The sequence below is a fragment of the Streptomyces sp. NPDC126499 genome, from assembly GCF_040302485.1.
Lineage (GTDB): Bacteria > Actinomycetota > Actinomycetes > Streptomycetales > Streptomycetaceae > Streptomyces.
The window spans coordinates 178,557-202,496 of the sequence record NZ_JBEOUO010000008.1; the positions used below are offsets into that span (position 1 = coordinate 178,557).

The following is a 23,940-nucleotide window of genomic DNA, read 5'->3' on the forward strand; positions in this document are numbered from 1 at the left end:
TCGGTCGCAAGGGTGCGGCTGCTCGTCGTGGTCATGGCTGCAAGTAAAGCATGCACATGTGCGAACGAAAGCGGAGTGTCCGTATAGCGGACAGGAGTGAGACGCCATGCGGACAGTCCGGTCGGGCCGGGCGGGGCGGGCCGGCCCCGCTTCCCCGTGGCCGGCCTGGCACGGCATCGGTCCCCACGGGGGGCGCGCCGGGGCCGTTCGCACGCGCGGTTGTGGCCAAGGCCACGGTGTCCGGGCTCCGGCGTCCGGGGGCCGCGCGCATCGGGCCATTCGGCCCGTAATACCCTCGGGCGCATGCTTGACGCCCTGACGGTCGCGGTCTCGGTGGCCGCGCTCGCCCTCGCCGCCTGGTGCGGCTTCGCCTTCACCCGGGACCAGCCCACCAAGGACTGGCACTTCATCGGCATGGCCGTGGTGACCTTCCTCGCCCTGGTGCAGCTGGTGGTCGGCATCGTGCAGCTGGCGCGCGGCGAGAAGGCCGAGGAGGGCGCGACGATCTTCGTCGCCTATCTGCTGGGCTCGCTGTGCGCGGTGCCCGCGGCCGGTCTGCTGTCGCTGACCGAGCGCAGCAAGTGGGGCTCGGCGACGGTGGCGGCCGGTGCGGTGGTCCTCGCCGTGCTCGAAGTGCGTCTCCACGACATCTGGACGGTGGGCTGACCATGACCGCGACCGAGGGTGCCGGCCGTCTGGTCAAGGGGCCGGGCATGCTGCTGGTGTGGCTGTACGGCGTGATGTCGGTGGGGGCGGTCTCCCGCTCGGTCTACCAGATCGCCACCGAGTTCGACCGGGCGCCGCTCGCGTACGCCCTGTCGGCGGTGGCGGCCGTCGTCTACGCCTTCATCACCTACACGCTGGTACGGGGCGGGGAGACGGCCCGGAAGGCGGCGCTCGTGTGCTGCGCCGCCGAGCTCGCCGGTGTGCTGACCGTGGGGACCTGGACGCTGGTCGAGCCGTCGGCGTTCCCGGACGCGACGGTCTGGTCGGACTACGGCTACGGCTACATCTTCATCCCGGTGCTGCTGCCGCTGACCGGCATCTGGTGGCTGCGCCGCTCCCGCAGGGCCTGAGCCGCTGCCGACGCCGGCCGGTCGGCCTGAGCCGCTGCCGGACGCGGCCGGTCGGTCTGAGCCGCTGCCGGACGCGGCCGGTCGGCCTGAGCCGCTGCCCGACGCGGCCGGTCCCGGCCTGAGTCGCTGCCGGACGCGGCCGGTCCCGGCCGGAGCCGTCCGCTAGAGCGCGGCGAGGACGAGGGCGAGCGCGCCGCAGGCGTCGAAGACGCCGCACCACTCCGACCACTGCCGGGGCGCGACCCGCGCCTTCACGAAGTGCACGGCGTCCCACACGGCGTGGCCCAGCCAGCCGGCCGCGAGGACGAGCAGGGCGAGCGTGCCGTCCACGGCCACGGCGAGCAGCGCGACGGCGGCGAAGCCGACGAGAGCGGCGAGCTGTACGGCGAGGACGCGCGGGGGCCGCAGTTCGCCGCGCAGCGCGCCGAAGAACAGGTAGAACAGCGGCATCGCGGCGAGGACCGCCGCGAGGAACGCGGGTGACGGCCCGCCGTCGAGGAACGTGAGGGCCGCCAGGGCCAGGGCGACCAGGGTGGGCCAGCGGTGCGCGAGCGTGTGCATGGGTGCCTCCGGGGCGGACGGACCAGCGGGCGGGCGCGGCGCCTGCGGCCACGCGCGCGTGAGGACCACTGTCCCGGACGTCCCGGGCCGCCGGGAAGCGGTGTGCGGCCCGGTGTCCGTTCCCTTGGGGTACCCGTCCTTCCGGCATAGGGTCGGGCGCATGGCGGAGCGGCTCATGGTGGTGGTCGGCTACGAGGCGGCCGAACTGTTGGACATCGCGTGCGTGACCACGACGCTGGCCATGGCCAACGGGATCGGGGCGCCCGAGGTCCCGTACCGGGTGCTCCTCGCGGGTCCGGGCGGCGGCCCGATGGTCTGCGGCTCGGGCCTCGTCCTCGGCGGCGAGCAGTCCCTCGAACAGCTGACCGGCCCCCTCGACACGCTGATCGTCTCGGGCGGTACGGGCTTCGAGCGGGCGGCCGCGGACACCCGGCTCGTCGGGCACGTGCGGCGGCTCGCGCGGGAGAGCCGGAGGGTGGCGTCGGTGTGCACGGGCGCGGGGGTGCTGGCGGCCGCCGGGCTGCTGGACGGCCGGCGGGCGACCACGCACTGGCGGTTCGCGCGTCAGCTCGCCGAGCGGCACCCGGAGGTGACCGTGGACCCCGCCCCCATCTACGTCCGCGACGGACACGTCTACACGGCGGCGGGGGTCACCAGCGCCCTCGACCTCACCCTCGCCTTCGTCGAGGAGGACCACGGCCCGGAACTGGCCCGCCAGGTCGCCCGGGACCTCGTGGTCTATCTGCAACGGCCGGGCAACCAGGCGCAGATGAGCCTGTTCACCTCGACGCCGCCGGCCCGTGACGACGTGGTCCGGGGGCTCGTCGAGCACATCGCGGCCCATCCTGACGGCGATCTGAGCACACCGGCGCTCGCCGCCCGGGCGGGGGTGACGCCCCGTCATCTGACCCGGCTCTTCACGGAGCAGCTGGGCCGGTCGCCGGGCCGCTATGTGCGGCAGGCCCGCACCGAGGCGGCGGCGCAGCTGCTCGCCTCGACGACGCTGCCGATGGCGGGGGTCGCGGCGCGCTGCGGGTTCGGCAGCGCGGAGGCGCTGCGACAGGCGTTCACCGAGCGGTTCGGGATCGCCCCGTCCCGCTACCGGGCGGCGATGCGGCCCGTCTGAGGAGACGGGCCGCGCAGGAGCGGACGGGACGGGCCGGAGCGGGCTCGGCTAGGCGGCCTTCTCCAGGGTGACGAGGGTGAGGCGGGGGCCGATCTGGCGGGTGGCGACCTGCTCGTATCCCTTGCTGCGGTAGAGCCGCAGGTTGCCCTCGCTACGGTGGCCGGTGAAGAGCTGGAAGCGCTTGGCGGCGGGGGCGGGCTCGCCGGCGAAGTGGCTCTCGATGGCGTCGAGCAGCCGGCCGCCGAGGCCGTGGCGCTGGAGGCGGGGGTGGACGATGAGCTTGGAGATCCGTACGGTGCCGTCCTCGTCGAGCCGGCCGCGTACGGAGGCGACGATCTCGTCGCCGAGGCGGGCGACGAAGCCCCGGCCCTCGACGAGTTCGGCGCGCAGGGCGTCGAGCGACTGGGTGAGCGGCTCGATGGACCAGTCCTGGTAGATCTCGGCCTCGCGCTGGTAGCAGAGGTACTGCAGCTTGAGGATGTGCTCCGCGTCCTGCGCGTCTGCCGCTGAGATGGTCACGCTCATGCCCATGTGCGCATGCCTCCCGCTCACCTGGTCCGCCGTCGGTCTACGGCACCCTTCCCCGTGCGACCGGGGCGGGAACCTCCGCTGCGAGCATTCTGCGCAGGCATCCCAGGCAACGGGAACGCATCGGCCCCAGACTGCCCTGTGAGATACCCAACGCTCCTGCGATTTCCCGGTAGGTGGGGTCGCCGGGGTGCAGCATCGCGGTGAGCAGCCGGGGGCAGTGGCCGGGGGTGCGCCGGACCGCGGCCCGCAGGGTGCGGCGGCGTTCGGCGACGAGGGCGGAGTGTTCGGGCGAGCGTTGTGTCTCGTGCGCCGGCTCGCCCCGGTACGGGCGTTCGCGGGCCGAGGCCCGCCGGGCGCGACGGGCCTCGGCGCGTACGGCCCGGCGCAGCCAGTCGGCGGGGTGTTCCGGGGCGCCGTCCTCCTGGAGCCGTTCCAGGAGGCGCAGCCAGACGGCCTGTTCGAGGTCCCCGGCCTCGACGCCGGCGCTCGGGGCCTCGGCCCGGGACTCGGCGGCGAGCAGGGGCGTGAGGGTGGCGAGCAGCGTCTCGCGGGAGGCGCGGTGCGTGGGGGAGGTCATGCCCGCCACGATGCGGGGCGGGCCGGACCCGGTTGCGGGCCCGGCCGGGAACCACCCGGTCGGCGTACACGGGTGGATATCGGATCCGATATCCACAATCCGAATCCGATCCCGGGCATGGGATCTCGGATCCAATATCCAGGATCCACTCGGCTCCGCTCGGACCCGCTCGGACCCGCACGGATCCACTCGGCTCCGCACGGACCCGCTCGGATCCAATATCCAGGATCCAGCCGCCTCAGCGTGCCGAGAAGTCCGCCGCCGCCAGCAGGGCCGTGTCCGGGTTGTCGGAGAAGATGCCGTCGATCCCGGTGGCGAAGTACCGCTGGAGGGCGCCGAAGGAGTCCCCGTACGCGGCCGGGTCGGTGCCCCGGCGGTGGTCGGCCGGCAGGAAGGTGTTCTCGTTGCGATGGGTGTACGGGTGGAGGATCAGGCCCTTCGCGTGGGCGTCGCGGACCAGGGTGGTGGGGCTGCCGAGCCTGCCGTCCTTGTCCTTGGGGATGACGAGGTCGAGCAGCGGGCCGATGCCCTGGGCGTAGGAGGCGATCCAGGCGAGGCCCTCGGGGGTGATCAGGTCGGCGACGGTGCGCGGGTCGCCGGCCTCGCGGAAGTCCCAGGGCCGGTCGTCGGCGGTCCACAGCAGGACGACGCGCGGGGTGGCGACGAGCTTGGACATGCGCTGCATGCTGGTCGGCTCGAAGGACTGGAGGAAGGTCGGCGAGTCGGCGCGGTGGCGCCCGTAGCGGCGAAGGAGCCGGGCGAGCCGCTCCTCGAGGCCGAGGCCCAGGGAGCGGAAGTAGGTGGGGTGCTTGGTCTCGACGTGCAGCCACACCTCGCGGCCGCGGCGGCGGCCCTCCTGCTCGGCCCAGCGGAGCACCTCCTCGAAGGTGGGGATCGTCCAGCGGCGGTCGTAGAGGGTGTTCTCCTGGCGGGTGGCGGGGATGCGCTCCTTGGCCCGCAGGGTCTTGAGCTCGGCGAGGGTGAAGTCCTCGGTGAACCAGCCGGTGAGGGTGGTGCCGTCGACGGTCTTGGTGGTCTTCCGGGAGGCGAACTCGGGGTGGTCGGCGACATCGGTGGTGCCGGTGATGTCGTTCTCGTGACGGCACACCAGATGGCCGTCCCTGGTGGGGACCAGGTCCTGTTCGATGACGTGGGCGCCCAGGTCGAGGGCGAGCTGGTAGGAGCCGATGGTGTGTTCGGGGCGGTAGCCGCTGGCGCCCCGGTGGGCGATGACGGTGGGGACCGGCAGGGAGCGGTGGCCGCGGCCGGTGCGGTGGGCGGTGCCCGGCTCGGTGTCGGCGGCGACGGCCTGCTGGACGGCCTGCGCGGTGCCGCCGGCGAGGGCGGTGGAGCCGCCCAGGACGGCGGCTCCGGCCGCTCCGAGGACCGCTCGTCGGGCCGGGGTCCGGCGCTCGGGCTGTGTCATGAACACTCCTTGGGTCTGGTCGGTGTGATGTCCCGCACCTGTCAAAGCTGTCCACGACGCTAGGCACTGATGCCCTACGGACGGCAGACCTGGGCGGAACACGTCGGAAACACACGTCAACACGGCGTATCCATTCGGTGAACCCGATGTGCGACCGGACGTGACCCGCGAGTATCGTCGCCAGCTGCACCGTCGGCTCCGCCGAGCCGCCCACCCGACACCGGAGGAACCGTTGTCCCGTCTCGCGATCATGAAGGCCGTCCTGGGCCCGGTCCTGCGCCTCATGTTCCGCCCACGCGTCGAGGGCGCCGAGAACGTCCCCGGCACAGGGCCGGTCATCCTCGCGGGCAACCACCTGACCTTCATCGACTCGATGATCATGCCGATCTGCCTGGACCGCCAGGTGTTCTTCATCGGCAAGGACGAGTACGTCAAGGGCAAGGGCCTCAAGGGCCGTCTGATGGCCTGGTTCTTCACCAGCACCGGCATGATCCCGGTGGACCGCGACGGCGGTCGCGGCGGTGTCGCCGCGCTGATGACGGGCCGTCGGGTCCTGGAGGAGGGCAAGATCTTCTCGATCTACCCCGAGGGCACCCGCTCCCCCGACGGCCGCCTCTACCGCGGCCGTACCGGCATCGCCCGCCTCACCCTGATGACGGGCGCCCCGGTGGTGCCGTTCGCGATGATCGGCACCGACAAGATCCAGCCGGGCGGCGCGGGCATCCCGCGCCCGGGCCGGGTGACGGTCCGCTTCGGCGAGCCGATGGAGTTCTCCCGCTACGAGGGCATGGACCGCGACCGGTACGTGCTGCGGGCGGTGACGGACTCGGTGATGGCGGAGGTCATGCGGCTCTCGGGCCAGGAGTACGTCGACATGTACGCCACCAAGGCGAAGGAAGCGGCGTAACGCACCGATACGACGGAGGGCGCCCCCCGGGATCGGGGGGCGCCCTCCGTCGTATCGACGGGCGTCAGTGCTCCACGCCGTCGGCGAGCTTCTGGCCCTTCAGCAGGAACCAGGCCGCGACCGCCGTCGCCAGGAGGACCGCCGCGCCGACCCCGGCCGCGATGCGCAGGCCGTCGATGAAGGCCTCCTGGGCGGCAAGGACGAGGGCGTCGGCCTGGGCCGGGGCGAGGCCGGCGGACGCCTCGACGGCGCCGCCGAGCGAGTCGTGGGCCGCGGCCGCGGTGCCTTCGGGGATGCCGGCCGGGGTGGCGAAGCCCCGGTAGACACCGGTCACGATGGAACCGAGGAGCGCGATGCCGAGGGCCGCGCCCAGTTCGTACGCCGTCTCGGAGACCGCGGACGCGGAACCCGCCTGCTCCTTGGGGACGCTGGAGAGGATCACGTCGGCGGTGACGGTGAAGGCGAAGCCCGCGCCCACGCCGACGACGAGCAGGCTCGCGCCGAGCAGGGGGTAGCCGGTGTGCTGCCCGATGAGGGTCAGGGCCGCCAGGGCGAGGCCGATCGCGGCCAGGCCGCCCGCGACGACGGACCGCACGGTGAACCGCCGGGCGACATGTCCCGCGATCAGACCGGCCGTCACCGCGCCGACGGCGGCGGGCAGTTCGGCGAGTCCGGCCTCCAGCGGCTGGCGTCCCTGGACCAGCTGGAAGAACTGGGACAGGAAGAACACCAGGCCGGACAGGCCCAGGATGGTCAGCAGGTCGGCGAGGACGGCGGCGGAGAAGCCGCGGTTGCGGAACAGCCGCATGTCCAGGAGCGGGATCGGCAGGGTGAGCTGACGGCGGACGAAGCCGGTCAGGCCACCGATGCCGACGAGCGCGGCGACGGCCACGTCCAGGGTGAGGCCGTGGGAGGCCAGCTCCTTGACCGCGTAGACGACGCCGATCATGCCGACGAGGGACAGGCCGACGCTGGGCAGGTCCCAGGGGCCGGGGTTCGGGTTCTTCGACTCGGGGATCAGCTTGACCCCGATGAGGACCAGAACGGCCATCACCGGCAGGTTGATGAGGAAGACCGACCCCCACCAGAAGTGTTCCAGCAGGAATCCGCCGACGACCGGGCCGACGGCGGCGCCGGCCGAGGCCATGGCACCCCAGATGCCGATGGCGAGACTGCGCTCGCGCGGGTCGTGGAAGAGGTTGCGGATCAGGGCGAGCGTCGACGGCATCAGGGTCGCGCCGGCGACACCGAGCAGGGCGCGGGCCACGATCATCATCTCGGGGCTGGTGGCGTAGGCGTTGAGCACCGAGACCGCGCCGAAGGCCACGGCTCCGGTGAGCAGCAGCTTCTTGCGGCCGATGCGGTCGCCGAGGCTGCCCATGGAGACGAGGAGACCGGCGATGACGAAGGAGTAGACGTCGCCGATCCACAGCAGCTGGGTGCCGGACGGCTTGAGGTCCTCGGAGAGGAACGGGGTCGCCAGGCCGAGCACGGTGGCGTCCACGGCCACGAGCAGCACGGCCAGGACGAGCACGGCGAGGGCGAGCCACCGGCCGGGACGGCGCACGCCCTCGGTATGGCTCTCCTGCTGTACGGTTTCGGTGATCACTGCTCCACGCTCCTGCGCGCTCCGCCGAGCAGCAGCTCGGCGATCATGTACTGGTAGTCCTTGGCGGCGACCCGCCCGTCGGCGATCGCCCAGGCACCCGAACCGACCAGCCCGTAGAAGGCCTCGCTGAGCCAGGCGGGCGTCAGGTCGATCCGGAAGACGCCCTCCTCCTGGCCGCGCCGGAAGAGCCCGGCGATCCGGGCGTCGAGCCGGGCCCAGCCCTCGTTCTGCTGGTCGCCCTCGAAGAGCTGGTTCTCGGTGACGAGGAAGGCCAGCAGCGGCGCGACCGGCTCCGAGGCGCCGACCAGCCTGCGCACCGCCTCGTCGGCGGGCCCCTCGTCGATCCGGGCCGCGTCGAGCGCACCCTCGGTCTCCTCGATGCACATCTGCTCCAGCGCCCGAATGAGCGCGTCCCGCCCCGCGAACTGCCGGTGCAGGGTGGCGCGGCCGATGCCGGCGGCCCGGGCGACCTCGTCCATGGTGGCGGTCGCCTTGCGGGAGAGCAGGGCTGCGGCGGCGTGGAGCACCTGGGTGCGGTCGACTGACATGAGACAACCATACACCGAATGAGACATCAATGTCTCATTCGAAAATCGCATGCCTCACAAGGGCAGGGGGAGGAACGCTGTGGACATGACGAAGCCGCTGCTACTGATCGACGTGGACGGGCCACTGAACCCCTATGCGGCGCAGGCCGAGCGCCGGCCCGAGGGGTACACCACCCACCGGATGAACCCGACGGGCTGGACGGGTGCCAGGCCGCTGCGGGTGTGGCTGAACCCCGGCCACGGGGACGAGCTGCGGAGACTCGCGGGCGCCTACGAGCTGGTCTGGGCGACGACGTGGAAGGGCGAGGCCAACGAGTGGATCGGTCCGCGGCTCGGGCTGCCCGAGCTGCCGTACATCGACTGGCCCCAGATGCACGGAAAGGCCCCTCGCGGGACGTTCTGGAAGACTCAGTACGTCCTGGAGTACGCGGCGGGGCGGCCGTTCGCCTGGGTCGACGACGACATCACGTCGTACGACCACGAGTATGCGGAGCACAACCACCTCGCCGCCGCCCTGTTGCTGCACGTCGATCCCCGGCACGGACTGCTCCGGCCGGACTTCGACGCGCTCGCGGACTGGGCGGCGGCGCTGTGACGCGGGATCTCAGTTCTTGGCGGTGGCCCAGGCGTGCTGGATCACCAGGTCCGCCTTGACCTCGACCAACTGGGTGGCGACCGCCGAGGGGGCCGTGCCGCCCCGGCCGCTGCGGGAGGCGAGGGCGCCGGGCACGTCGAGGACCGTACGGACCTCGGGGGTGAGGTGCTCGGAGATCTTGGCGAACTGCTCGTCGGTGAGCTCGTCGAGCTCCTTGCCCTCCGCCTCGGCGACCTTGACGCACTCGCCGGCCACCTCGTGCGCCACCCGGAACGGCACGCCCTGCCGGACCAGCCACTCGGCGATGTCGGTGGCGAGGGAGAAGCCGGCCGGTGCGAGCTCCTCCATGCGCTCCCGGTGGACCGTGAGGGTGGCCATCATGCCGGTGAAGGCCGGGAGCAGGATCTCCAGCTGGTCGATGGAGTCGAAGACCGGCTCCTTGTCCTCCTGGAGGTCCCGGTTGTAGGCCAGCGGCAGGGCCTTGAGCGTGGCCATCAGACCGGACAGGTTGCCGATGAGGCGGCCGGACTTGCCCCGGGCCAGCTCGGCGATGTCCGGGTTCTTCTTCTGCGGCATGATCGACGAGCCGGTGGAGAAGGCGTCGTGCAGGGTCACGAAGGAGAACTCCTTCGTGTTCCAGATGATGATCTCCTCCGCGATCCGGGAGACGTTCACGCCGATCATCGCCGTGATGAAGGCGAACTCGGCGACGAAGTCCCGCGAGGCGGTGCCGTCGATGGAGTTGCCCGCCGAGCCGCGCTCGAAGCCGAGGTCCTTGGCGACCGCCTCCGGGTCGAGGCCCAGCGAGGAGCCGGCGAGCGCGCCGGAGCCGTACGGGGAGACGGCGGTCCGGGTGTCCCACTGGCGCAGCCGCTCGGCGTCCCGGGACAGCGCCTGGGCGTGGGCGAGCACATGGTGGGCGAAGAGCACCGGCTGGGCGTGCTGGAGGTGGGTGCGGCCCGGCATGGCGACGTCCGGGTGGGCTTCCGCCAGCCCGACCAGGGCGTCCTGGAGGTCGGCGATCAGACCGCCGATGATCCGGGCGTGGTCGCGCAGGTACATGCGGAAGAGGGTGGCGACCTGGTCGTTGCGGGACCGGCCGGCCCGCAGCTTGCCGCCGAGCTCGGCGCCGAGGCGCTCCAGGAGGCCGCGCTCCAGGGCGGTGTGGACGTCCTCGTCGGCGATGGTGCCGGTGAAGGAGCCGTCGGCGACGTCCGCCTCCAGCTGGTCGAGGCCGGCCAGCATGCGGGTCAGCTCGTCCTCGGTGAGGAGTCCGGCCTTGTGCAGCACGCGCGCGTGGGCACGGGAACCGGCGATGTCGTACGGCGCGAGACGCCAGTCGAAGTGGACGGACGCGGACAGCTTCGCCAGGGCCTCGGCGGGCCCGTCGGCGAACCGGCCGCCCCAGAGCCGGACGTCACCGTTGTTGCTGCTCACTGCTGCTGCTCCTCAAGACGGTGGGTGTGCGGCCGCCTCCCCACCACGGGGGGTGAGGAGGCGGCTGTGGAACGAGTCGCGCCTACGCCAGGTCACGCTTGGCGGCGATCTTCGCGGAGAGCGCGAAGATGTCGATGAAGCCCTGGGCCTTCGACTGGTCGAAGGTGTCGCCGGTGTCGTAGGTGGCGAGGTTGAAGTCGTAGAGCGACTCGGCGGACTTCCGGCCGGTGACGACGGCCCGGCCGCCGTGCAGGGTCATCCGGATGTCGCCGGTGACGTGCTGGTTGGCCTCCTCGATGAAGCCGTCCAGGGCGCGCTTGAGCGGGGAGAACCACAGGCCGTCGTAGACGAGCTCGCCCCAGCGCTGCTCGACCTGCCGCTTGTAGCGGGCGAGCTCGCGCTCGACGGTGACGTTCTCCAGCTCCTGGTGGGCGGTGATCAGGGCGATCGCGCCGGGAGCCTCGTACACCTCGCGGGACTTGATGCCGACGAGCCGGTCCTCGACCATGTCGATCCGGCCGATGCCCTGGGCGCCGGCGCGCTCGTTGAGCTGCTGGATCGCCTGGAGGACGGTGACGGGCTTGCCGTCGACGGCGACGGGCACGCCCTCCTTGAAGGAGATGACGACCTCGTCGGCCTCGCGGGCGACCGCCGGGTTCTGGGTGTACTCGTAGATGTCCTCGATCGGGGCGTTCCAGATGTCCTCGAGGAAGCCGGTCTCGATGGCCCGGCCGAAGACGTTCTGGTCGATGGAGTACGGGGACTTCTTGGTGGTCGCGATCGGCAGGTTCGCCTTCTCGGCGAAGGCGATGGCCTTGTCCCGGGTCATCGCGTAGTCGCGGACCGGGGCGATGCACTTGAGGTCCGGGCCGAGGGCCTGGATGCCGGCCTCGAAGCGCACCTGGTCGTTGCCCTTGCCGGTGCAGCCGTGGGCGACGATCGAGGCGTTGTGCTTCTTCGCGGCGGCGACCAGGTGCTTGACGATGGCCGGCCGGGAGAGGGCGGAGACCAGCGGGTAGCGGTCCATGTAGAGGGCGTTGGCCTTGATCGCCGGGAGGCAGTACTCGTCGGCGAACTCGTCCTTGGCGTCCGCGACCTCGGCCTCGACCGCGCCACAGGCGAGCGCGCGCTTGCGGATGACGTCCAGGTCCTCGCCGCCCTGGCCGACGTCCACGGCGACGGCGATGACCTCGGCACCCGTCTCCTCGGCGATCCAGCCGATGGCGACGGAGGTGTCCAGGCCGCCCGAATAGGCGAGTACGACGCGCTCGGTCACGGGGTTCTCCTTACCTTGCAACCACTGATGGGTATAACTATGCAGTCCTCTGTATGTTTTGTCAACGCGGTCCGGGGAAGCCCGCCCGCCGGGCGGAAAACCCCAGGCGGGAGCGGGTGCGCGGGCTCTAGGCTCCGTGCATGACGAGCGAGGAGAGGCCGCTGGACGCGGCGATACGTGGGCTCGCGCGCGGGCGCCGGCTTCCCCGGACGCTGGAGCTGTGGCGCCCGGCCACCTGGACCGAGCTGGACGCGCGCGTCCGCGACGGCCACCCCTGGTCCTCCGCCGACCGGCCCGGCCACGACTGGCTGACCGGGAACGGCCGTGCCGCCGCCCCGCGCGCCGTGTTCGGCGGCCCCCGGCCGAGCACCGGACAGCTGATCCTCGCCCTCTGCGACGGCGACGGACGCGTCCGCGAGGCGGCGCTCGCCCACACCGTCGGGCGGCCCGCCGTGCTCCCGCTCGTCGCCGTGCGCACGGCCGACTGGGCCGAGCCGGTACGGCGGCGGGCCCGCCAGGTCCTGGCGGCGGCCCTGCCCGGGGCCGACGAGCCCACCCTCGCGGTCACCGTCCCCGTGATGATCCGGGTCGGACGCCGGCTGCGCGGCGCCGAGAGCACCGCGCTGCTGGCGGAGTTCCTGGACAGCGCCCCGGACACCACCGTCCGCGCCCTGCTGCGGAGCCCGGACCGGCCCACCCGGCGGCTCGCGCTTGACCTCGCGGTCGGGCGGGAACTGCTTCCCGCGGGCGAGCTGGCCCGGCTGGCCGCGTACGACGAGGACACGGCCGTACGGGGCAAGGCGGCCACCGCCGCGCTCGCCGCGGGCGTGCCCGACGAGACGCTGCCCCTGCTGCTCGGCGCCCGCTCCGGCGACGTGCGCTCGGCCGGGGTGACCGCCCTGCGCCGGGCCGGCCGTGCCGCCGAGGCCGAGCCGTTCCTGTACGACCGCTCCGGCCTCGTGCGGGCCTGCGCCCGCTGGGTGCTGCGCCAGGACGGCCGGGACCCCCTCCACCTCTACCGGACGGCCTGCGCGGACCGGGAGACGGTGCCCGACCGGGCGCCGCTCGGGCTCGCGGAGTGCGGTGAGCGGACGGCCGACCTTCCCCTCCTGTGGGAGCTGGCCGGCCACGAGCGGGCGCCGGTCCGCGCCTTCGCCGTCGCCGGTCTGCGCGTCCTGGAGGCCGCCGACCCCGCCCGCCTGCTGCCCCTGCTCGACGACCCCGCGCCCGGCGTCGTCCGGGAGGCTGCGCGGGCCCTGCTGCCCTGGGCGGACCGGCTGCCGGAGGAGGAGCTGCTGCGCCGCACCGGCCCCGGCCGGCCCCTGCACGTCCGCGTGCGCGCGCTGCGACTGCTGCGCGAGAGCGGTACGCGCGCGTACGAGGAAACGGCACGGCGGCTCGGCGAGGACCCCGATCCGGTGGCGCGGCTGCGGTTCCGGCGGGCCCTCGGGATCGAGGCGGCCGACCCCCGGCGGCGGAGCGATCGGCTCCGTTTCTGGCGCCCCTGACCGGCCGCCCCGCCCGGTTCGCGGGACGGCCGTCCACGGAGAATGATCGTCATGGGAAAAACGTACGAACGCCTAGACGGTCGCCTCCGCGCCTTCATCGAAGCCCAGCCGCTGTTCTTCACCGCCACCGCCCCGCTCGCCGGTGACGGCCATGTGAACCTCTCCCCCAAGGGCCGCCGGGGGACCCTGGTCATCCTCGACGAACTCACCCTCGCCTACGTGGACTTCGGCGGCAGCGGCGCCGAGACCGTGGCCCATCTGCGCGAGCCGGGGAACGGGCGGATCACTCTCATGTGGACCTCGTTCTCGGGACCGCCGACGGTGGTGCGGGTGCACGGCACCGGCGAGGTCGTGCTCCGTGACGACCCGCGCTTTACGGAACTGTTCGCCCGCTTCCCGGCGGAGGCCGTCGAGGGGCAGGGCGGGGTGCGGGCGATCATCGTGGTGCACGCCCGGCGGATCAGCGACGCCTGCGGCTTCGCCGTCCCCCTGATGGAGTACCAGGAGGAACGCCGGCTCCACGCGGACTACTTCAACCGCAAGTCGGAGGAGGAGTTCGACGCGTACTGCGCGCGCAAGGTGGCCACCAGCCTCGACGGTCTGCCCGGGCTGCCGCTTCCGCTGCCGCCGCTCCCCCGGACGGCCCCGTGACCTGGCGGTCGTCCGGCGGCCCGCCTAGCGTCGCGCCATGCGTACCCTTCTCGCACTCGGGGCCCTGACCGCGACGCTGGCCGCGCCCGGAGCCGTACCGCTGCCCGCGCCGGGCCCCGTGCCCCTGCCCGCACGCATGGCGGACACCGGCGGCGGCACGCAGCTGATCACCGCCGTGGCCGGTGACACCGCCGCCACGACCGGCACCCTCACCTGGTGGGACCGGCGCGGCGGGCGGTGGGTGAAGGCGGGCTCGGCGCCCGCCCGGTTCGGCGCGAAGGGCCTCGCCGAGGGCAGCAGCCGGCGGCAGGGCACGAACACCACGCCGACGGGCCTGTACGACCTGCCGTACGCGTTCGGGATCGAGCCGGCGCCCGCCGGGACGGCGTACCGCTACGCGCGCGTGACGGACCGGTCCTGGTGGTGCCAGGACAACGACGCGCGCGCCTACAACCGGTGGGTGGAGCCGCTGCCCCGGGACTGCCGGGCCGCCGAGGCCGAACACCTCGTCACGTACGGGACGCGGTACGCGCACGCGCTGGTCGTGGGCTTCAACTACGACCGTCCGGTGCGCGGCCGGGGCGCGGGCATCTTCCTGCACGTGAACGGGAAGGGGGCGACGGCCGGGTGCGTGTCCGTGCCGAAGGACGCGATGCGGCGGATCCTGGCCTGGGCCGATCCGGCCCGCCGTCCGCACATCGCCGTCGGCACGCGGGGCGGGCCGACGGCGATCACGCGTTACTGAGCGGTGCTCAGCGCTCCTTCTGCGCGAGGCGCAGGAGGTGGTCGGCGAGGGCCTGTCCGCCGACCGGGTCGCGGGAGATGAGCAGCAGGGTGTCGTCACCCGCGATCGTGCCGAGGATCGCGTGGAGTTCGGCCTGGTCGATGGCCGACGCGAGGAACTGGGCGGCGCCCGGAGGGGTGCGGAGCACCACCAGGTTGGCCGAGGCCTCGGCGGAGATCAGCAGTTCGCCGGAGAGGCGGCGCATGCGCTCCTCCTTGGCGGACTCGCCCAGCGGGGCCTGCGGGGTGCGGAAGCCGCCCTCGCTGGGCACGGCGTAGATGAGTTCGCCGCCCGTGTTGCGGATCTTCACCGCGCCGAGCTCGTCGAGGTCACGGGAGAGCGTCGCCTGGGTGACGCTCAGTCCGTCGTCCGCGAGCAGCTTGGCGAGCTGGCTCTGCGAGCGCACCGGCTGCCGGTTGAGGATGTCGACGATCCTGCGGTGGCGTGCGGTGCGGGTCTGCGGGACCGACGGCCCTCCGTGCTCGTTTTCCTGCGCGTCGGTCATCGTCGTCTCATTCTCCGGTTCGTCCTTGCCCGTTCGCCACGTCGAGGACACCGGGCAGGGCCTGGAGGAAGGCGTCCACCTCCGCGTCGCCGATGACGAGCGGCGGCATGAGCCGTACGACATCGGGGGCGGGCGCGTTCACCAGGAGACCGGCGTCCTGAGCCGCCTGCTGCACCTGCGGCGCGAGGGACTCGGTGAGCACGATACCCAGCAGAAGACCCGAGCCACGGACGTGGGAGACCAGCGGGTGGCCCGAAGCCTCGATTCCGTCGCGCAGCTTCTCGCCGAGCCGCTTGACCTCGTCGAGGCGGCCGTCGGCGGCGAGGGTGTCGAGGACGGCGAGTCCGGCGGCGCAGGCGACCGGGTTGCCGCCGAAGGTGGTGCCGTGGTGGCCGGGCGAGAACAGGTCGGCCGCCGGGCCGAAGGCGACGGTCGCGCCGATCGGCAGGCCGCCGCCGAGGCCCTTGGCGAGGGTGACGACATCGGGGTCGACGCCCTCGTGGGCCTGGTGCTCGAACCAGTGTCCGGTACGGCCGATGCCGGTCTGGACCTCGTCGAGGACGAGCAGGGTGCCGGTGGCGCGGGTGATCTCCCGGGCCGCCTTCAGGTAGCCGGCGGGCGGGACGACGACGCCGTTCTCGCCCTGGACGGGCTCGATGACGACGAAGGCGGTGTCCTCGGTGACGGCGGCGCGCAGGGCGTCGGCGTCTCCGTACGGCACGTGGGTGACGTCGCCGGGCAGCGGCAGGAACGGGGCCTGCTTGCCGGGCTGGCCGGTCAGGGCGAGGGCGCCCATGGTGCGGCCGTGGAAGCCGCCGGTGGTGGCGACCATGTGGCGGCGGCCGGTGAGCCGGCCGAGCTTGAAGGCGGCTTCGTTGGCCTCGGCGCCGGAGTTGCAGAAGAAGACCCGGCCCGGGCGGCCGAAGAGCTGGAGCAGCCGTTCGGCGAGGGCGACGGGGGGCTCGGCGACGAAGAGGTTGGAGACGTGGCCGAGGGAGGCGATCTGCCGGGAGACGGCCTCGACGACGGCCGGGTGGGCGTGGCCGAGGGCGTTGACGGCGATGCCGCCGACGAAGTCCAGGTACTCCTTGCCGTCGGCGTCCCACACCCGGGCGCCCTCGCCGCGGACGAGCGGCAGCCGGGGCGTGCCGTAGTTGTCCATCAGCGAGTCCTGCCACCGCTGGGTCAGGTCGGCGTTGCTCATCACGACTCCCCCGTCGTCTCGTCGGGCACGACCATCGTGCCGATGCCTTCGTCCGTGAAGATCTCCAGCAGGATCGAGTGCTGGACGCGGCCGTCGATGACGCGGGCCGTGGTGACGCCGTTGCGTACGGCGTGGAGGCAGCCCTCCATCTTGGGGACCATGCCGCTGGAGAGCTCGGGCAGCAGTTTCTCCAGCTGGCTCGCGGTGAGCCGGCTGATGACCTCGTCGCTGTTCGGCCAGTCCTCGTAGAGGCCCTCGACGTCGGTCAGGACCATCAGCGTTTCGGCGCCCAGCGCCGCAGCGAGTGCCGCAGCCGCCGTATCAGCATTGACGTTGTAGACATGGTCGTCGTCCTGGGAGCGGGCGATGGAGGAGACGACGGGGATCCGTCCGTCGTCGAGGAGCGCCTGGATGGCGCCGGTGTCGATGGCGGTGATCTCACCGACGCGGCCGATGTCGACCTGTTCGCCGGCGATGACCGGCTGGTGCCTGGTGGCGGTGATGGTGTGGGCGTCCTCGCCGGTGAGGCCGACGGCGAAGGCGCCGTGCCGGTTGAGCAGGCCGACGAGCTCGCGCTGGACCTGGCCGGCGAGGACCATCCGTACCACGTCCATGGCCTCGGGGGTGGTGACCCGCAGGCCCGCCTTGAACTCGCTGACCAGGCCCGCGCGGTCGAGGGCGGCGCTGATCTGGGGGCCGCCGCCGTGCACGACGACCGGCCTCAGGCCGGCGTGGCGCAGGAAGACGACGTCCTGGGCGAAGGCGGCCTTGAGGTCGTCGTCGATCATGGCGTTGCCGCCGAACTTGATGACGACGGTCTTGCCGTGGTGGCGGGTGAGCCAGGGCAGGGCCTCGATGAGGATCTGCGCCTTGGGCAGGGCCTTGTGCTTCCGCGTGGTGTTGGTCATGACGAGTACGCGCTGTTCTCGTGGACGTAGTCGGCGGTGAGGTCGTTGGCCCAGATGACGGCGGACTCGGACCCGGCGGCGAGGTCGGCGGTGATGACGACCTCCCGGTAGCGCATGTCGACGAGCTCGCGGTCCTCGCCGACGGAGCCGTTCTTGCAGACCCAGACGCCGTTGATGGCGACGTTGAGGCGGTCGGGCTCGAAGGCGGCGGAGGTGGTGCCGATGGCGGAGAGCACCCGGCCCCAGTTGGGGTCCTCGCCGTGGATGGCGCACTTGAGGAGGTTGTTGCGGGCGATGGACCGGCCGACCTCGACGGCGTCGTCCTCGGTGGCCGCGTTGATCACCTCGATGCGGATGTCCTTGCTGGCGCCCTCGGCGTCGCCGATGAGCTGGCGGGCGAGGTCGGCGCAGACCTCCCGTACGGCCTCGGCGAAGTCGTCCTGGGCGGGGGTGACGCCGGAGGCGCCGGAGGCGAGGAGCAGGACGGTGTCGTTGGTGGACATGCAGCCGTCGGAGTCGACCCGGTCGAAGGTGAGCCGGGTGGCCTGCCGCAGCGCCGAGTCCAGGTCCTTGGCGTCCACGTCGGCGTCGGTGGTGAGGACGACGAGCATGGTGGCGAGGCCGGGGGCGAGCATGCCGGCGCCCTTGGCCATGCCGCCGACGGTCCAGCCGTCCTTCGTCACCACGGCGGTCTTGTGGACGGTGTCGGTGGTCTTGATGGCGATGGCGGCCTTCTCGCCGCCGTGCTCGGAGAGCTCGCCCGCGGCCTTCTCGACTCCGGGGAGCAGCTTGTCCATCGGGAGCAGGACGCCGATGAGGCCGGTGGAGGCGACGGCGACCTCACCGGCGCCGACGGGCGTGCCCTGCGCGCTGAGGACCTCGGCGACCTTCTCGGCGGTGGCGTGGGTGTCCTGGAAGCCCTTCGGTCCGGTGCAGGCGTTGGCGCCGCCGGAGTTGAGGACGACGGCGGTCAGTTCGCCGTCGGCGAGGACCTGCTGGGACCACAGGACGGGGGCGGCCTTGACGCGGTTGGAGGTGAAGACTCCCGCGGCGGCGCGGCGCGGCCCGGTGTTGACCACGAGGGCCAGGTCCGGGTTGCCGTTCTCCTTGATTCCGGCCGCGATGCCCGCGGCCGTGAATCCCTTCGCTGCGGTGACGCTCATGGAGCGACTCCAATCGTGGAAAGTCCGGTCTCCTCGGGGAGTCCGAGGGCGATGTTCATGCTCTGCACCGCGCCGCCGGCGGTGCCCTTGGTGAGGTTGTCGATGGCGCTGATCGCGATGATCCGGTTCACGGCCTCGTCGTGGGCGACCTGGAGCTGTACGGCGTTGGAACCCTGGACGGAGGCCGTGGACGGCCACTGCCCCTCGGGGAGCAGGTGGACGAACGGCTCGTCGGCGTAGGCCTTCTCGTACGCGGCGCGCAGGCTCTCGGCGGTGACGCCGGGCCTCGCGGGGGCCGAGCAGGTGGCGAGGATGCCGCGGGGCATGGGCACGAGGGTCGGCGTGAAGGACACGGCCACCCGCTCGCCGGCCACGGCGCTGAGGTTCTGGATCATCTCGGGGGTGTGCCGGTGGCCGCCGCCGACGCCGTACGGGGTGACGTTGCCCATCACCTCGCTGCCGAGCAGGTGCGGCTTCAGGGCCTTGCCGGCGCCGGAGGTGCCGGTGGCGGCCACGATCACCGCTTCCGGCTCGGCGAGCCCGGCCGCGTAGGCGGGGAAGAGGGCGAGCGAGACGGAGGTCGGGAAGCAGCCGGGCACCGCGACGCGCTTGGACCCCTCCAGCGCGGCGCGGGCACCCGGCAGTTCGGGCAGGCCGTACGGCCAGGTGCCGGCGTGCGGGGAGCCGTAGAAGCGCTCCCAGTCGGCGGAGTCCTTCAGCCGGAAGTCGGCGCCCATGTCGATGACGAGCGTGTCCGGGCCGAGCTGCTCGGCGACGGCTGCGGACTGCCCGTGCGGGAGGGCGAGGAAGACGACGTCGTGGCCGGCGAGGACGTCGGCCGTGGTGTCCTCCAGGACGCGGTCGGCGAGCGGCAGCAGGTGCGGCTGCAGTGCGCCGAGGCGCTGACCGGCGTTGGAGTGGGCGGTCAGGGCGCCGATCTCGACGCCGGGATGGGCGAGGAGGAGGCGCAGGAGTTCTCCGCCCGCGTATCCGCTCGCGCCCGCGACTGCTGCTCGTACCGTCATGGAAACCCTCCTCATGGATGGCATGACTATACGCACGACCGCAGTTTTATGCAAAGAGGGGTGAGGGGCGGACCTCGCGCGCGGAAAAGCGGATGCGTCCGCACGGGCCCCTCACCTACCCTCGTGCGCATGTCGACGCCCCGAATTTCCTAGCTGAGGACCCGCTACCACGCCACCCGTGTGTCCTTCAGCCTGTTCGGAGCGTTATCCCATGATCACCGTTCGCGGTGTCGACGTGCGCGTCGGCGCCCGTCTCCTGCTGTCCGATCTCTCCTTCCACATCGCGCCCGGCGACCGGGTCGGCCTCGTCGGCCGCAACGGCGCCGGGAAGACCACCCTCCTGCACACCCTGGCCGGGCTGCGCGCACCGGCCGCCGGCAGCGTGGCCCGTACCGGTCCCGTGGCGCTGCTCGCGCAGGACTCGCGCGCCGCCGATCCGTCGGTGACCGTCACCGACCGCATCCTGTCGGCGCGGGGCATGGACGTCGCCGTCCGCCGGCTGCGGGAGGCCGCCGACCGGCTCGCCGAGTGCCCGGACGACCGGACGATGGACGCGTACGCGCGCGCGGAGGCCGCGTTCGAGGCCTGCGGCGGGTACGCGGCCGAGGCCGAGGCGGCCCGGGTCGCCGCCGGTCTCGGACTGCCGGCGGAGGCGATGGCCCGGCCCGTCGGCTCCCTGTCGGGCGGACAGAAGCGGCGGGTGGAGCTGGCCAGGATCCTGTTCGCCGGGCACGGCCGCGCGGGCACGCTGCTCCTGGACGAGCCGACCAACCACCTCGACGCGGACGCGGTCGGCTGGCTGCGCGGCTTCCTCTCCGCCCACCAGGGCGGCCTGGTCGTCATCAGCCACGACCTCGACCTGATCGCCGCCACCGTCAACCGGGTCTTCCACCTCGACCCGCTGCGGACGACCGTCGACGTCCACAACACCGGCTGGCCCGCCTACCTCGCCCAGCGCGACGCCGACGAACGCCGCCGGAACCGCGAGCGCGCCAACGCCGAACGCAAGGCGGCGGCGCTGCACGCACGCGCCGAGCGGATGAAGGCCCGCTCGTCGACCTCGGTCACCGCGCGCAGCATGGCCCGCCGCGCCGACCGGCTGCTCGACGGCCTGGAGGAGGTCCGGCGTACCGACAAGGTGGCCCGGATCCGGCTGCCGGAGCCCGCGCCCTGCGGCCGTACGCCGCTGGGCGCCGTCTCCCTCACCAAGGCGTACGGACCCGGCCGGCCGGTCCTCGACGGCGTCGACCTGGCGGTGGACCGGGGCGCGCGGCTCGTCGTGCTCGGGCTCAACGGCGCCGGGAAGACGACCCTGCTGCGGCTGCTCGCCGGCCGGGAGGCCCCGGACGCGGGCCGCGTGGTGCGCGGGCACGGGCTGCGGCTCGGCTACTTCGCCCAGGAGCACGAGACGCTCGACCCGCACCGCACGGTCCGGGAGAACCTGGCCGCGGCGGCACCGGACCTGACGGACGGGGAGGTGCGGAGCGTGCTCGGCGCGTTCCTGTTCCGGGGCGACGACGCCGACAAGCCGGCCGGGGTCCTCTCGGGCGGCGAGAAGACCCGGCTGGCCCTGGCGGGCCTGGTGCACTCGGGGGCGAACGTGCTGCTGCTCGACGAGCCGACCAACAATCTGGACCCGGCCTCGCGCGACGAGGTCCTGGCGGCCGTGGGCACGTACCCGGGCGCCCTCGTCATGGTGACCCACGACGAGGGCGCCGTCGACGCGCTGCGCCCGGACCGGGTGCTGCTGCTCCCGGACGCGGAGGAGGACCTGTGGAACGAGGGCTACCGGGAGCTGGTCGGCCTCTCCTGAGCGCCTCGGTCGCGTTGCCGCCGGGGCGGCCTCGGTCGCCCTGCCCGCCTGGGCGGCCGTGGTCCCTGGGCCGCCGTGCCGCCTGGGCCGTCTCGGGCGCTCTGCCCGCCTGGGCGGCTCTGGCCCTCTGGCCCGTCTGGTCCGCCCGGGCGGTTCTGGCCCGTCTGGTCCGCCTGGGCCGTCTCGGCCTCCTAGGCCGGCTTGGCGGCCTTGGGGGCCTTGGGGGCCTTGGGGGCCTGGGGGGCCTGGGGGGCCTGGGGGGCCTGGGGGGCCTTGGGGGCCTGGGGGGCCTGGGGGGCCTGGGGGGCCTGGGGGGCCTGGGGGGCCTTGACCGCCCTCAGGACCACGAACTTCGGGTCACCCGCGACCACTTCCGCGTTGCCGAAGATCCGCCGCAGGGTGACGTGGTAGCCGAGGTGCCGGTTGCCGACCACCCACAGCTCACCGCCGGGCCGCAGGGCCCGGCGGGCGTCGGCGAACATCCGGCGGGCGGTGCGGTCGGTGGTGGCGTGGTGGCTGTGGAACGGAGGGTTGTTGAGCACCAGGTCGACCGACCCGGGCTCGACCCCGGCGAGCCCGTCCCCGACGACGAACCGGGCCTCGCGCCCCTCCCCCGCGTGCGCGCGGAAGTTCTCCTCGGCGGAGGCGACGGCCTGGTACGACTCGTCGGTGAAGAGCAGTTCGGCCTCGGGCTCGGCGAGCGCGACGGCGAGTCCGACGACGCCGTTGCCGCAGCCGAGGTCGACGACCGTGGAGCGGCCGAGGCCCGTGGGCAGGTTCCGCAGCAGGAAGCGGGTGCCGATGTCCAGGCGGTCGGCGCAGAAGACACCGGCCTGGTTCACGACGGTGCGCCCAGCGAGCCCGGCGGGCGCGTCGGCGGGCAGCGCGTAGCGGTAGGGCCACGGGTTCGCGCCGGGCTCCGCTCCGGGAGCGGGCGTGGTGTGGATGAGCCGGGCCTTCTTCACGGCGAGGGAGGTCCGGGTCGGCCCGAGGATCGTCTCGAACAGCTTCAGGGTCGAGGTGTGGATCTCCTTCACCATCCCCGTACCGACGATCACCGTCCCCTCGTGGACGGCGGGCGCGAGCCGGTGCAGCTGGTCCTCCAGGAGCGCGAGGCTCTTGGGCACGCGGACCAGCAGCACGTCGACCCGCTCGGGCGGCGGGTCCTGGGTGGTGAGCAGCCGTACCGCGTCCGGGGCGGCCCCCGAGCGGGCCAGGTTCTCGCCGGTGGCGCGCCGCCCGAGGTACGAGTCGGAGATCTGCACCAGCTCGCCGGGGCCCGCGGCGGCGAGTGCGGTCACCAGGGCGCCCCAGCGGTCGCCGACGACGGCGACGGTGCCGGACAGGTCGGTGCCGCTCTCGGCGAGGTGCTGGAGCAGGTATTCGTCGGCGGCGTCCCAGGCGCGCAGCTGGTCGCGCGGGTCGGCGGGAAAGCGGGTGAGTGGGAAAACGCCCCATGACGTGGTCAGACGGTTCATCGTGCCCCCAGGCTAGCCGGTCGTGGGGGCCCGCCCCCCGGCCGTGCGGGGGGCTCCTCGCGGCCGCTTCCGACCGGCGGGCTACGCCGCGGCCGCCTCCAGCTGGAGGTGCCACAGGCCCGGCCGCCCGGTGAGGGTGACGGTCGACAGCGGGCGGACGTCGACGTTCCAGTACGTGGCGGGCGGAGCCTTCAGCGCGTAGACGAGGGCGGCCCGTACGACGGCGGGTTCGGCGACGGCGACGATGGCGCCGTCGTCGGCGGGGCGGGTGTCGAGCCAGCTCCCTATGCGCAGGATGAAGGAGAGCAGGGTCTCGCCGCCGTGCGGGGCGGTGCGCGGGTCGGCGAGCCAGGCGTCGACGGCGGCCGGTTCGAGGGCGGCGACCTCGACGAGGGTGAGGCCGCGCCAGCGGCCCATGTCGCAGTCGCGCAGGGCCGGCTGGACGAGCGGGGCGTAGCCGAGGGCCGTGCCGGTGGCGCGGCTGCGGGGCGTCGGGGAGCAGTAGCGCAGCTCGGCCGCACCGAGCGGAATCAGCCGCGGCGCGGCGAGCTGCACCTCGTACCAGCCGGCCTCGTCGAGTGGCCGGTCGTCGTCGAAGCGTTCGGCGAGCAGGGAGGAGCTGCGCGCCGCCGCGACGAGCGTGACCCGAAGACCCATGGCCGCGATCGTGAGGCCGGTGGCCCCGCTGGTCAAGGGGTGGTTTCGCGGGTCCTGGGAGGCGGTCGCTCAGTGCTGTCCGAGAGCCATCCAGTTGTCCGGATTCTCGAGTGGCGTGAATCCGACCTTCTCGTACACGCCGTGCGCGTCGGCGGTGGCGAGCGCGATGCGGCGCAGCCCGTACGGCTCCAGGTGGTCGCGGACGGCGGCGACGAGCGCGGTGCCGAGGCCGCAGCCGCGGGCCGGGCGGTCGACGTAGACGTCGCAGAGCCAGGCGAAGGTGGCGTAGTCGGTGACGACCCGGGCGTAGGCGGCCATCTCGCCGGTGGCGCGGTCGTAGGCGCCGAAGTTGAGCGAGCCGGCGATGGCGCGGTCCTGCTTCTCCCGAGGTCGGCCCATGGCCCAGTAGGAGTCGGTGCTCAGCCAGTGGTGGACACGGGCGGCGTCGATCCGGGCGGGGTCGGCTGAGATCTCGTACGTCCCGTGCATGACGGTGCCGTCCGCGGAGGTGAGGTCGCTCATGGGCGAAGGCTGCCAGGGGCCGCCGTCCCGTGTCAGGCGAATATCCCCGGGGC

The 23,940-nt window shown here is 73.1% G+C and carries 25 protein-coding genes; 9 read left to right on the forward strand and 16 right to left on the reverse strand.

What is annotated here, in order from left to right; genetic code table 11:
* Positions 1-303: 303 nt before the first annotated feature.
* Both ABTZ91_RS14340 and ABTZ91_RS14345 read left to right on the forward strand, forming a co-directional pair.
* Positions 304-666 (forward strand): hypothetical protein, encoded by a 363-nt coding sequence (locus tag ABTZ91_RS14340; protein ID WP_345490183.1) that lies wholly within the window; start codon positions 304-306, stop codon positions 664-666.
* Between the two features lie 2 nt (positions 667-668).
* Positions 669-1,076, forward strand: a complete 408-nt coding sequence (locus ABTZ91_RS14345; protein WP_352077435.1) for a hypothetical protein — start codon at positions 669-671, stop codon at positions 1,074-1,076.
* A 162-nt stretch (positions 1,077-1,238) separates the two neighbouring features.
* Here ABTZ91_RS14345 and ABTZ91_RS14350 read toward each other — a convergent pair whose 3' ends face one another.
* The gene (locus tag ABTZ91_RS14350) at positions 1,239-1,637 is read right to left on the reverse strand and encodes a hypothetical protein (RefSeq protein WP_352077436.1); all 399 of its coding nucleotides are present in this window, start codon (positions 1,635-1,637) and stop codon (positions 1,239-1,241) included.
* Positions 1,638-1,797: 160 nt separating this feature from the next.
* Here ABTZ91_RS14350 and ABTZ91_RS14355 point away from each other — a divergent pair, with 160 nt between their 5' ends.
* Positions 1,798-2,763, forward strand: coding sequence for a GlxA family transcriptional regulator (locus ABTZ91_RS14355; protein WP_352077437.1), 966 nt, complete (start codon positions 1,798-1,800; stop codon positions 2,761-2,763).
* A 48-nt stretch (positions 2,764-2,811) separates the two neighbouring features.
* Here ABTZ91_RS14355 and ABTZ91_RS14360 read toward each other — a convergent pair whose 3' ends face one another.
* The 3 genes from ABTZ91_RS14360 to ABTZ91_RS14370 all read right to left on the reverse strand — a co-directional run bounded on the left by ABTZ91_RS14360 (position 2,812) and on the right by ABTZ91_RS14370 (position 5,297).
* On the reverse strand, positions 2,812-3,294 hold the full coding sequence (locus ABTZ91_RS14360; RefSeq protein WP_352077438.1) for a GNAT family N-acetyltransferase: 483 nt from the start codon (positions 3,292-3,294) through the stop codon (positions 2,812-2,814).
* 37 nt (positions 3,295-3,331) lie between these two features.
* Complete coding sequence (locus tag ABTZ91_RS14365) at positions 3,332-3,871, reverse strand: sigma-70 family RNA polymerase sigma factor (protein WP_352077439.1); 540 nt, start codon at positions 3,869-3,871, stop codon at positions 3,332-3,334.
* Between the two features lie 238 nt (positions 3,872-4,109).
* A complete protein-coding gene (locus ABTZ91_RS14370; RefSeq protein WP_352077440.1) occupies positions 4,110-5,297 on the reverse strand; it encodes a glycerophosphodiester phosphodiesterase in 1,188 nt (395 codons plus the stop codon).
* Between the two features lie 232 nt (positions 5,298-5,529).
* Between ABTZ91_RS14370 and ABTZ91_RS14375 the strand changes: the two genes are divergently transcribed.
* The gene (locus tag ABTZ91_RS14375; protein WP_352077441.1) at positions 5,530-6,204 is read left to right on the forward strand and encodes a lysophospholipid acyltransferase family protein; all 675 of its coding nucleotides are present in this window, start codon (positions 5,530-5,532) and stop codon (positions 6,202-6,204) included.
* Positions 6,205-6,268: 64 nt separating this feature from the next.
* Here the strand turns inward: ABTZ91_RS14375 and ABTZ91_RS14380 are convergent, their stop codons facing one another.
* Positions 6,269-7,813, reverse strand: coding sequence for an MFS transporter (locus tag ABTZ91_RS14380; RefSeq protein ID WP_407077957.1), 1,545 nt, complete (start codon positions 7,811-7,813; stop codon positions 6,269-6,271).
* A complete protein-coding gene (locus tag ABTZ91_RS14385) occupies positions 7,810-8,361 on the reverse strand; it encodes a helix-turn-helix domain-containing protein (protein ID WP_352077442.1) in 552 nt (183 codons plus the stop codon). Before ABTZ91_RS14385 ends, ABTZ91_RS14380 begins: the two co-directional genes overlap by 4 nt.
* Before the next feature lie 85 nt (positions 8,362-8,446).
* Between ABTZ91_RS14385 and ABTZ91_RS14390 the strand changes: the two genes are divergently transcribed.
* The gene (locus tag ABTZ91_RS14390) at positions 8,447-8,956 is read left to right on the forward strand and encodes an HAD domain-containing protein (protein ID WP_352077443.1); all 510 of its coding nucleotides are present in this window, start codon (positions 8,447-8,449) and stop codon (positions 8,954-8,956) included.
* A gap of 9 nt (positions 8,957-8,965) precedes the next feature.
* Here ABTZ91_RS14390 and argH read toward each other — a convergent pair whose 3' ends face one another.
* Positions 8,966-10,393 (reverse strand): argininosuccinate lyase, encoded by a 1,428-nt coding sequence (gene argH / locus ABTZ91_RS14395; RefSeq protein WP_352077444.1) that lies wholly within the window; start codon positions 10,391-10,393, stop codon positions 8,966-8,968.
* Between the two features lie 82 nt (positions 10,394-10,475).
* Complete coding sequence (locus tag ABTZ91_RS14400; protein ID WP_352077445.1) at positions 10,476-11,669, reverse strand: argininosuccinate synthase; 1,194 nt, start codon at positions 11,667-11,669, stop codon at positions 10,476-10,478.
* Positions 11,670-11,809: 140 nt separating this feature from the next.
* Between ABTZ91_RS14400 and ABTZ91_RS14405 the strand changes: the two genes are divergently transcribed.
* From ABTZ91_RS14405 to ABTZ91_RS14415, 3 genes are read left to right on the forward strand one after another with little or no spacing between them, the layout of a single operon-like run.
* Positions 11,810-13,177, forward strand: coding sequence for a hypothetical protein (locus ABTZ91_RS14405; protein ID WP_352077446.1), 1,368 nt, complete (start codon positions 11,810-11,812; stop codon positions 13,175-13,177).
* 51 nt (positions 13,178-13,228) lie between these two features.
* On the forward strand, positions 13,229-13,828 hold the full coding sequence (locus ABTZ91_RS14410) for a pyridoxamine 5'-phosphate oxidase family protein (RefSeq protein WP_352077447.1): 600 nt from the start codon (positions 13,229-13,231) through the stop codon (positions 13,826-13,828).
* Between the two features lie 37 nt (positions 13,829-13,865).
* Positions 13,866-14,573: a L,D-transpeptidase family protein gene (locus ABTZ91_RS14415; RefSeq protein ID WP_352077448.1), complete on the forward strand. Its 708-nt coding sequence runs from the start codon at positions 13,866-13,868 to the stop codon at positions 14,571-14,573.
* Between the two features lie 7 nt (positions 14,574-14,580).
* On the opposite strand, the gene ABTZ91_RS14420 is transcribed toward ABTZ91_RS14415, so the two are convergent.
* From ABTZ91_RS14420 to argC, 5 genes are read right to left on the reverse strand one after another with little or no spacing between them, the layout of a single operon-like run.
* On the reverse strand, positions 14,581-15,117 hold the full coding sequence (locus tag ABTZ91_RS14420) for an arginine repressor (protein ID WP_046911235.1): 537 nt from the start codon (positions 15,115-15,117) through the stop codon (positions 14,581-14,583).
* 7 nt (positions 15,118-15,124) lie between these two features.
* Positions 15,125-16,321, reverse strand: coding sequence for an acetylornithine transaminase (locus ABTZ91_RS14425; protein WP_352077449.1), 1,197 nt, complete (start codon positions 16,319-16,321; stop codon positions 15,125-15,127).
* Entirely contained in the window at positions 16,321-17,229 is a 909-nt protein-coding gene (gene argB / locus ABTZ91_RS14430) for an acetylglutamate kinase (protein ID WP_352077450.1), read from the reverse strand. The genes ABTZ91_RS14425 and argB overlap by 1 nt, the downstream gene beginning before the upstream one ends.
* Positions 17,226-18,392 carry a bifunctional glutamate N-acetyltransferase/amino-acid acetyltransferase ArgJ gene (gene argJ / locus ABTZ91_RS14435; protein WP_352077451.1) on the reverse strand — a complete coding sequence of 389 codons (1,167 nt, stop codon included), beginning with the start codon at positions 18,390-18,392 and terminating at the stop codon, positions 17,226-17,228. Before argJ ends, argB begins: the two co-directional genes overlap by 4 nt.
* On the reverse strand, positions 18,389-19,417 hold the full coding sequence (gene argC / locus ABTZ91_RS14440) for an N-acetyl-gamma-glutamyl-phosphate reductase (protein ID WP_352077452.1): 1,029 nt from the start codon (positions 19,415-19,417) through the stop codon (positions 18,389-18,391). The genes argJ and argC overlap by 4 nt, the downstream gene beginning before the upstream one ends.
* Positions 19,418-19,628: 211 nt before the next feature.
* Between argC and ABTZ91_RS14445 the strand changes: the two genes are divergently transcribed.
* On the forward strand, positions 19,629-21,230 hold the full coding sequence (locus ABTZ91_RS14445) for an ABC-F family ATP-binding cassette domain-containing protein (RefSeq protein WP_352077453.1): 1,602 nt from the start codon (positions 19,629-19,631) through the stop codon (positions 21,228-21,230).
* A 191-nt stretch (positions 21,231-21,421) separates the two neighbouring features.
* Here the strand turns inward: ABTZ91_RS14445 and ABTZ91_RS14450 are convergent, their stop codons facing one another.
* The 3 genes from ABTZ91_RS14450 to ABTZ91_RS14460 form a co-directional block, all read right to left on the reverse strand.
* Positions 21,422-22,708 (reverse strand): methyltransferase, encoded by a 1,287-nt coding sequence (locus ABTZ91_RS14450; RefSeq protein WP_352077454.1) that lies wholly within the window; start codon positions 22,706-22,708, stop codon positions 21,422-21,424.
* Between the two features lie 81 nt (positions 22,709-22,789).
* Positions 22,790-23,365: a histidine phosphatase family protein gene (locus ABTZ91_RS14455; RefSeq protein ID WP_352077455.1), complete on the reverse strand. Its 576-nt coding sequence runs from the start codon at positions 23,363-23,365 to the stop codon at positions 22,790-22,792.
* A gap of 69 nt (positions 23,366-23,434) precedes the next feature.
* Complete coding sequence (locus ABTZ91_RS14460) at positions 23,435-23,887, reverse strand: GNAT family N-acetyltransferase (RefSeq protein WP_352077456.1); 453 nt, start codon at positions 23,885-23,887, stop codon at positions 23,435-23,437.
* Between the last annotated feature and the right edge of the window lie 53 nt (positions 23,888-23,940).

Excerpts from the sequence above, each read along its gene's own strand:
- argC (WP_352077452.1), bottom strand. The coding sequence starts at position 19,417 with ATGACGGTACGAGCAGCAGTCGCGGGCGCGAGCGGATACGCGGGCGGA.
- ABTZ91_RS14425 (WP_352077449.1), bottom strand. The coding sequence starts at position 16,321 with ATGAGCAACGCCGACCTGACCCAGCGGTGGCAGGACTCGCTGATGGAC.
- ABTZ91_RS14455 (WP_352077455.1), bottom strand. The coding sequence starts at position 23,365 with ATGGGTCTTCGGGTCACGCTCGTCGCGGCGGCGCGCAGCTCCTCCCTG.
- ABTZ91_RS14360 (WP_352077438.1), bottom strand. The coding sequence starts at position 3,294 with ATGGGCATGAGCGTGACCATCTCAGCGGCAGACGCGCAGGACGCGGAG.
- ABTZ91_RS14460 (WP_352077456.1), bottom strand. The coding sequence starts at position 23,887 with ATGAGCGACCTCACCTCCGCGGACGGCACCGTCATGCACGGGACGTAC.
- ABTZ91_RS14365 (WP_352077439.1), bottom strand. The coding sequence starts at position 3,871 with ATGACCTCCCCCACGCACCGCGCCTCCCGCGAGACGCTGCTCGCCACC.
- argJ (WP_352077451.1), bottom strand. The coding sequence starts at position 18,392 with ATGAGCGTCACCGCAGCGAAGGGATTCACGGCCGCGGGCATCGCGGCC.
- ABTZ91_RS14345 (WP_352077435.1), top strand. The coding sequence starts at position 669 with ATGACCGCGACCGAGGGTGCCGGCCGTCTGGTCAAGGGGCCGGGCATG.
- ABTZ91_RS14415 (WP_352077448.1), top strand. The coding sequence starts at position 13,866 with ATGCGTACCCTTCTCGCACTCGGGGCCCTGACCGCGACGCTGGCCGCG.
- ABTZ91_RS14350 (WP_352077436.1), bottom strand. The coding sequence starts at position 1,637 with ATGCACACGCTCGCGCACCGCTGGCCCACCCTGGTCGCCCTGGCCCTG.
- ABTZ91_RS14420 (WP_046911235.1), bottom strand. The coding sequence starts at position 15,117 with ATGACCGACGCGCAGGAAAACGAGCACGGAGGGCCGTCGGTCCCGCAG.
- ABTZ91_RS14445 (WP_352077453.1), top strand. The coding sequence starts at position 19,629 with ATGATCACCGTTCGCGGTGTCGACGTGCGCGTCGGCGCCCGTCTCCTG.
- argB (WP_352077450.1), bottom strand. The coding sequence starts at position 17,229 with ATGACCAACACCACGCGGAAGCACAAGGCCCTGCCCAAGGCGCAGATC.
- ABTZ91_RS14355 (WP_352077437.1), top strand. The coding sequence starts at position 1,798 with ATGGCGGAGCGGCTCATGGTGGTGGTCGGCTACGAGGCGGCCGAACTG.
- ABTZ91_RS14405 (WP_352077446.1), top strand. The coding sequence starts at position 11,810 with ATGACGAGCGAGGAGAGGCCGCTGGACGCGGCGATACGTGGGCTCGCG.
- ABTZ91_RS14385 (WP_352077442.1), bottom strand. The coding sequence starts at position 8,361 with ATGTCAGTCGACCGCACCCAGGTGCTCCACGCCGCCGCAGCCCTGCTC.
- ABTZ91_RS14390 (WP_352077443.1), top strand. The coding sequence starts at position 8,447 with ATGACGAAGCCGCTGCTACTGATCGACGTGGACGGGCCACTGAACCCC.
- ABTZ91_RS14410 (WP_352077447.1), top strand. The coding sequence starts at position 13,229 with ATGGGAAAAACGTACGAACGCCTAGACGGTCGCCTCCGCGCCTTCATC.
- ABTZ91_RS14450 (WP_352077454.1), bottom strand. The coding sequence starts at position 22,708 with ATGAACCGTCTGACCACGTCATGGGGCGTTTTCCCACTCACCCGCTTT.
- ABTZ91_RS14340 (WP_345490183.1), top strand. The coding sequence starts at position 304 with ATGCTTGACGCCCTGACGGTCGCGGTCTCGGTGGCCGCGCTCGCCCTC.
- ABTZ91_RS14370 (WP_352077440.1), bottom strand. The coding sequence starts at position 5,297 with ATGACACAGCCCGAGCGCCGGACCCCGGCCCGACGAGCGGTCCTCGGA.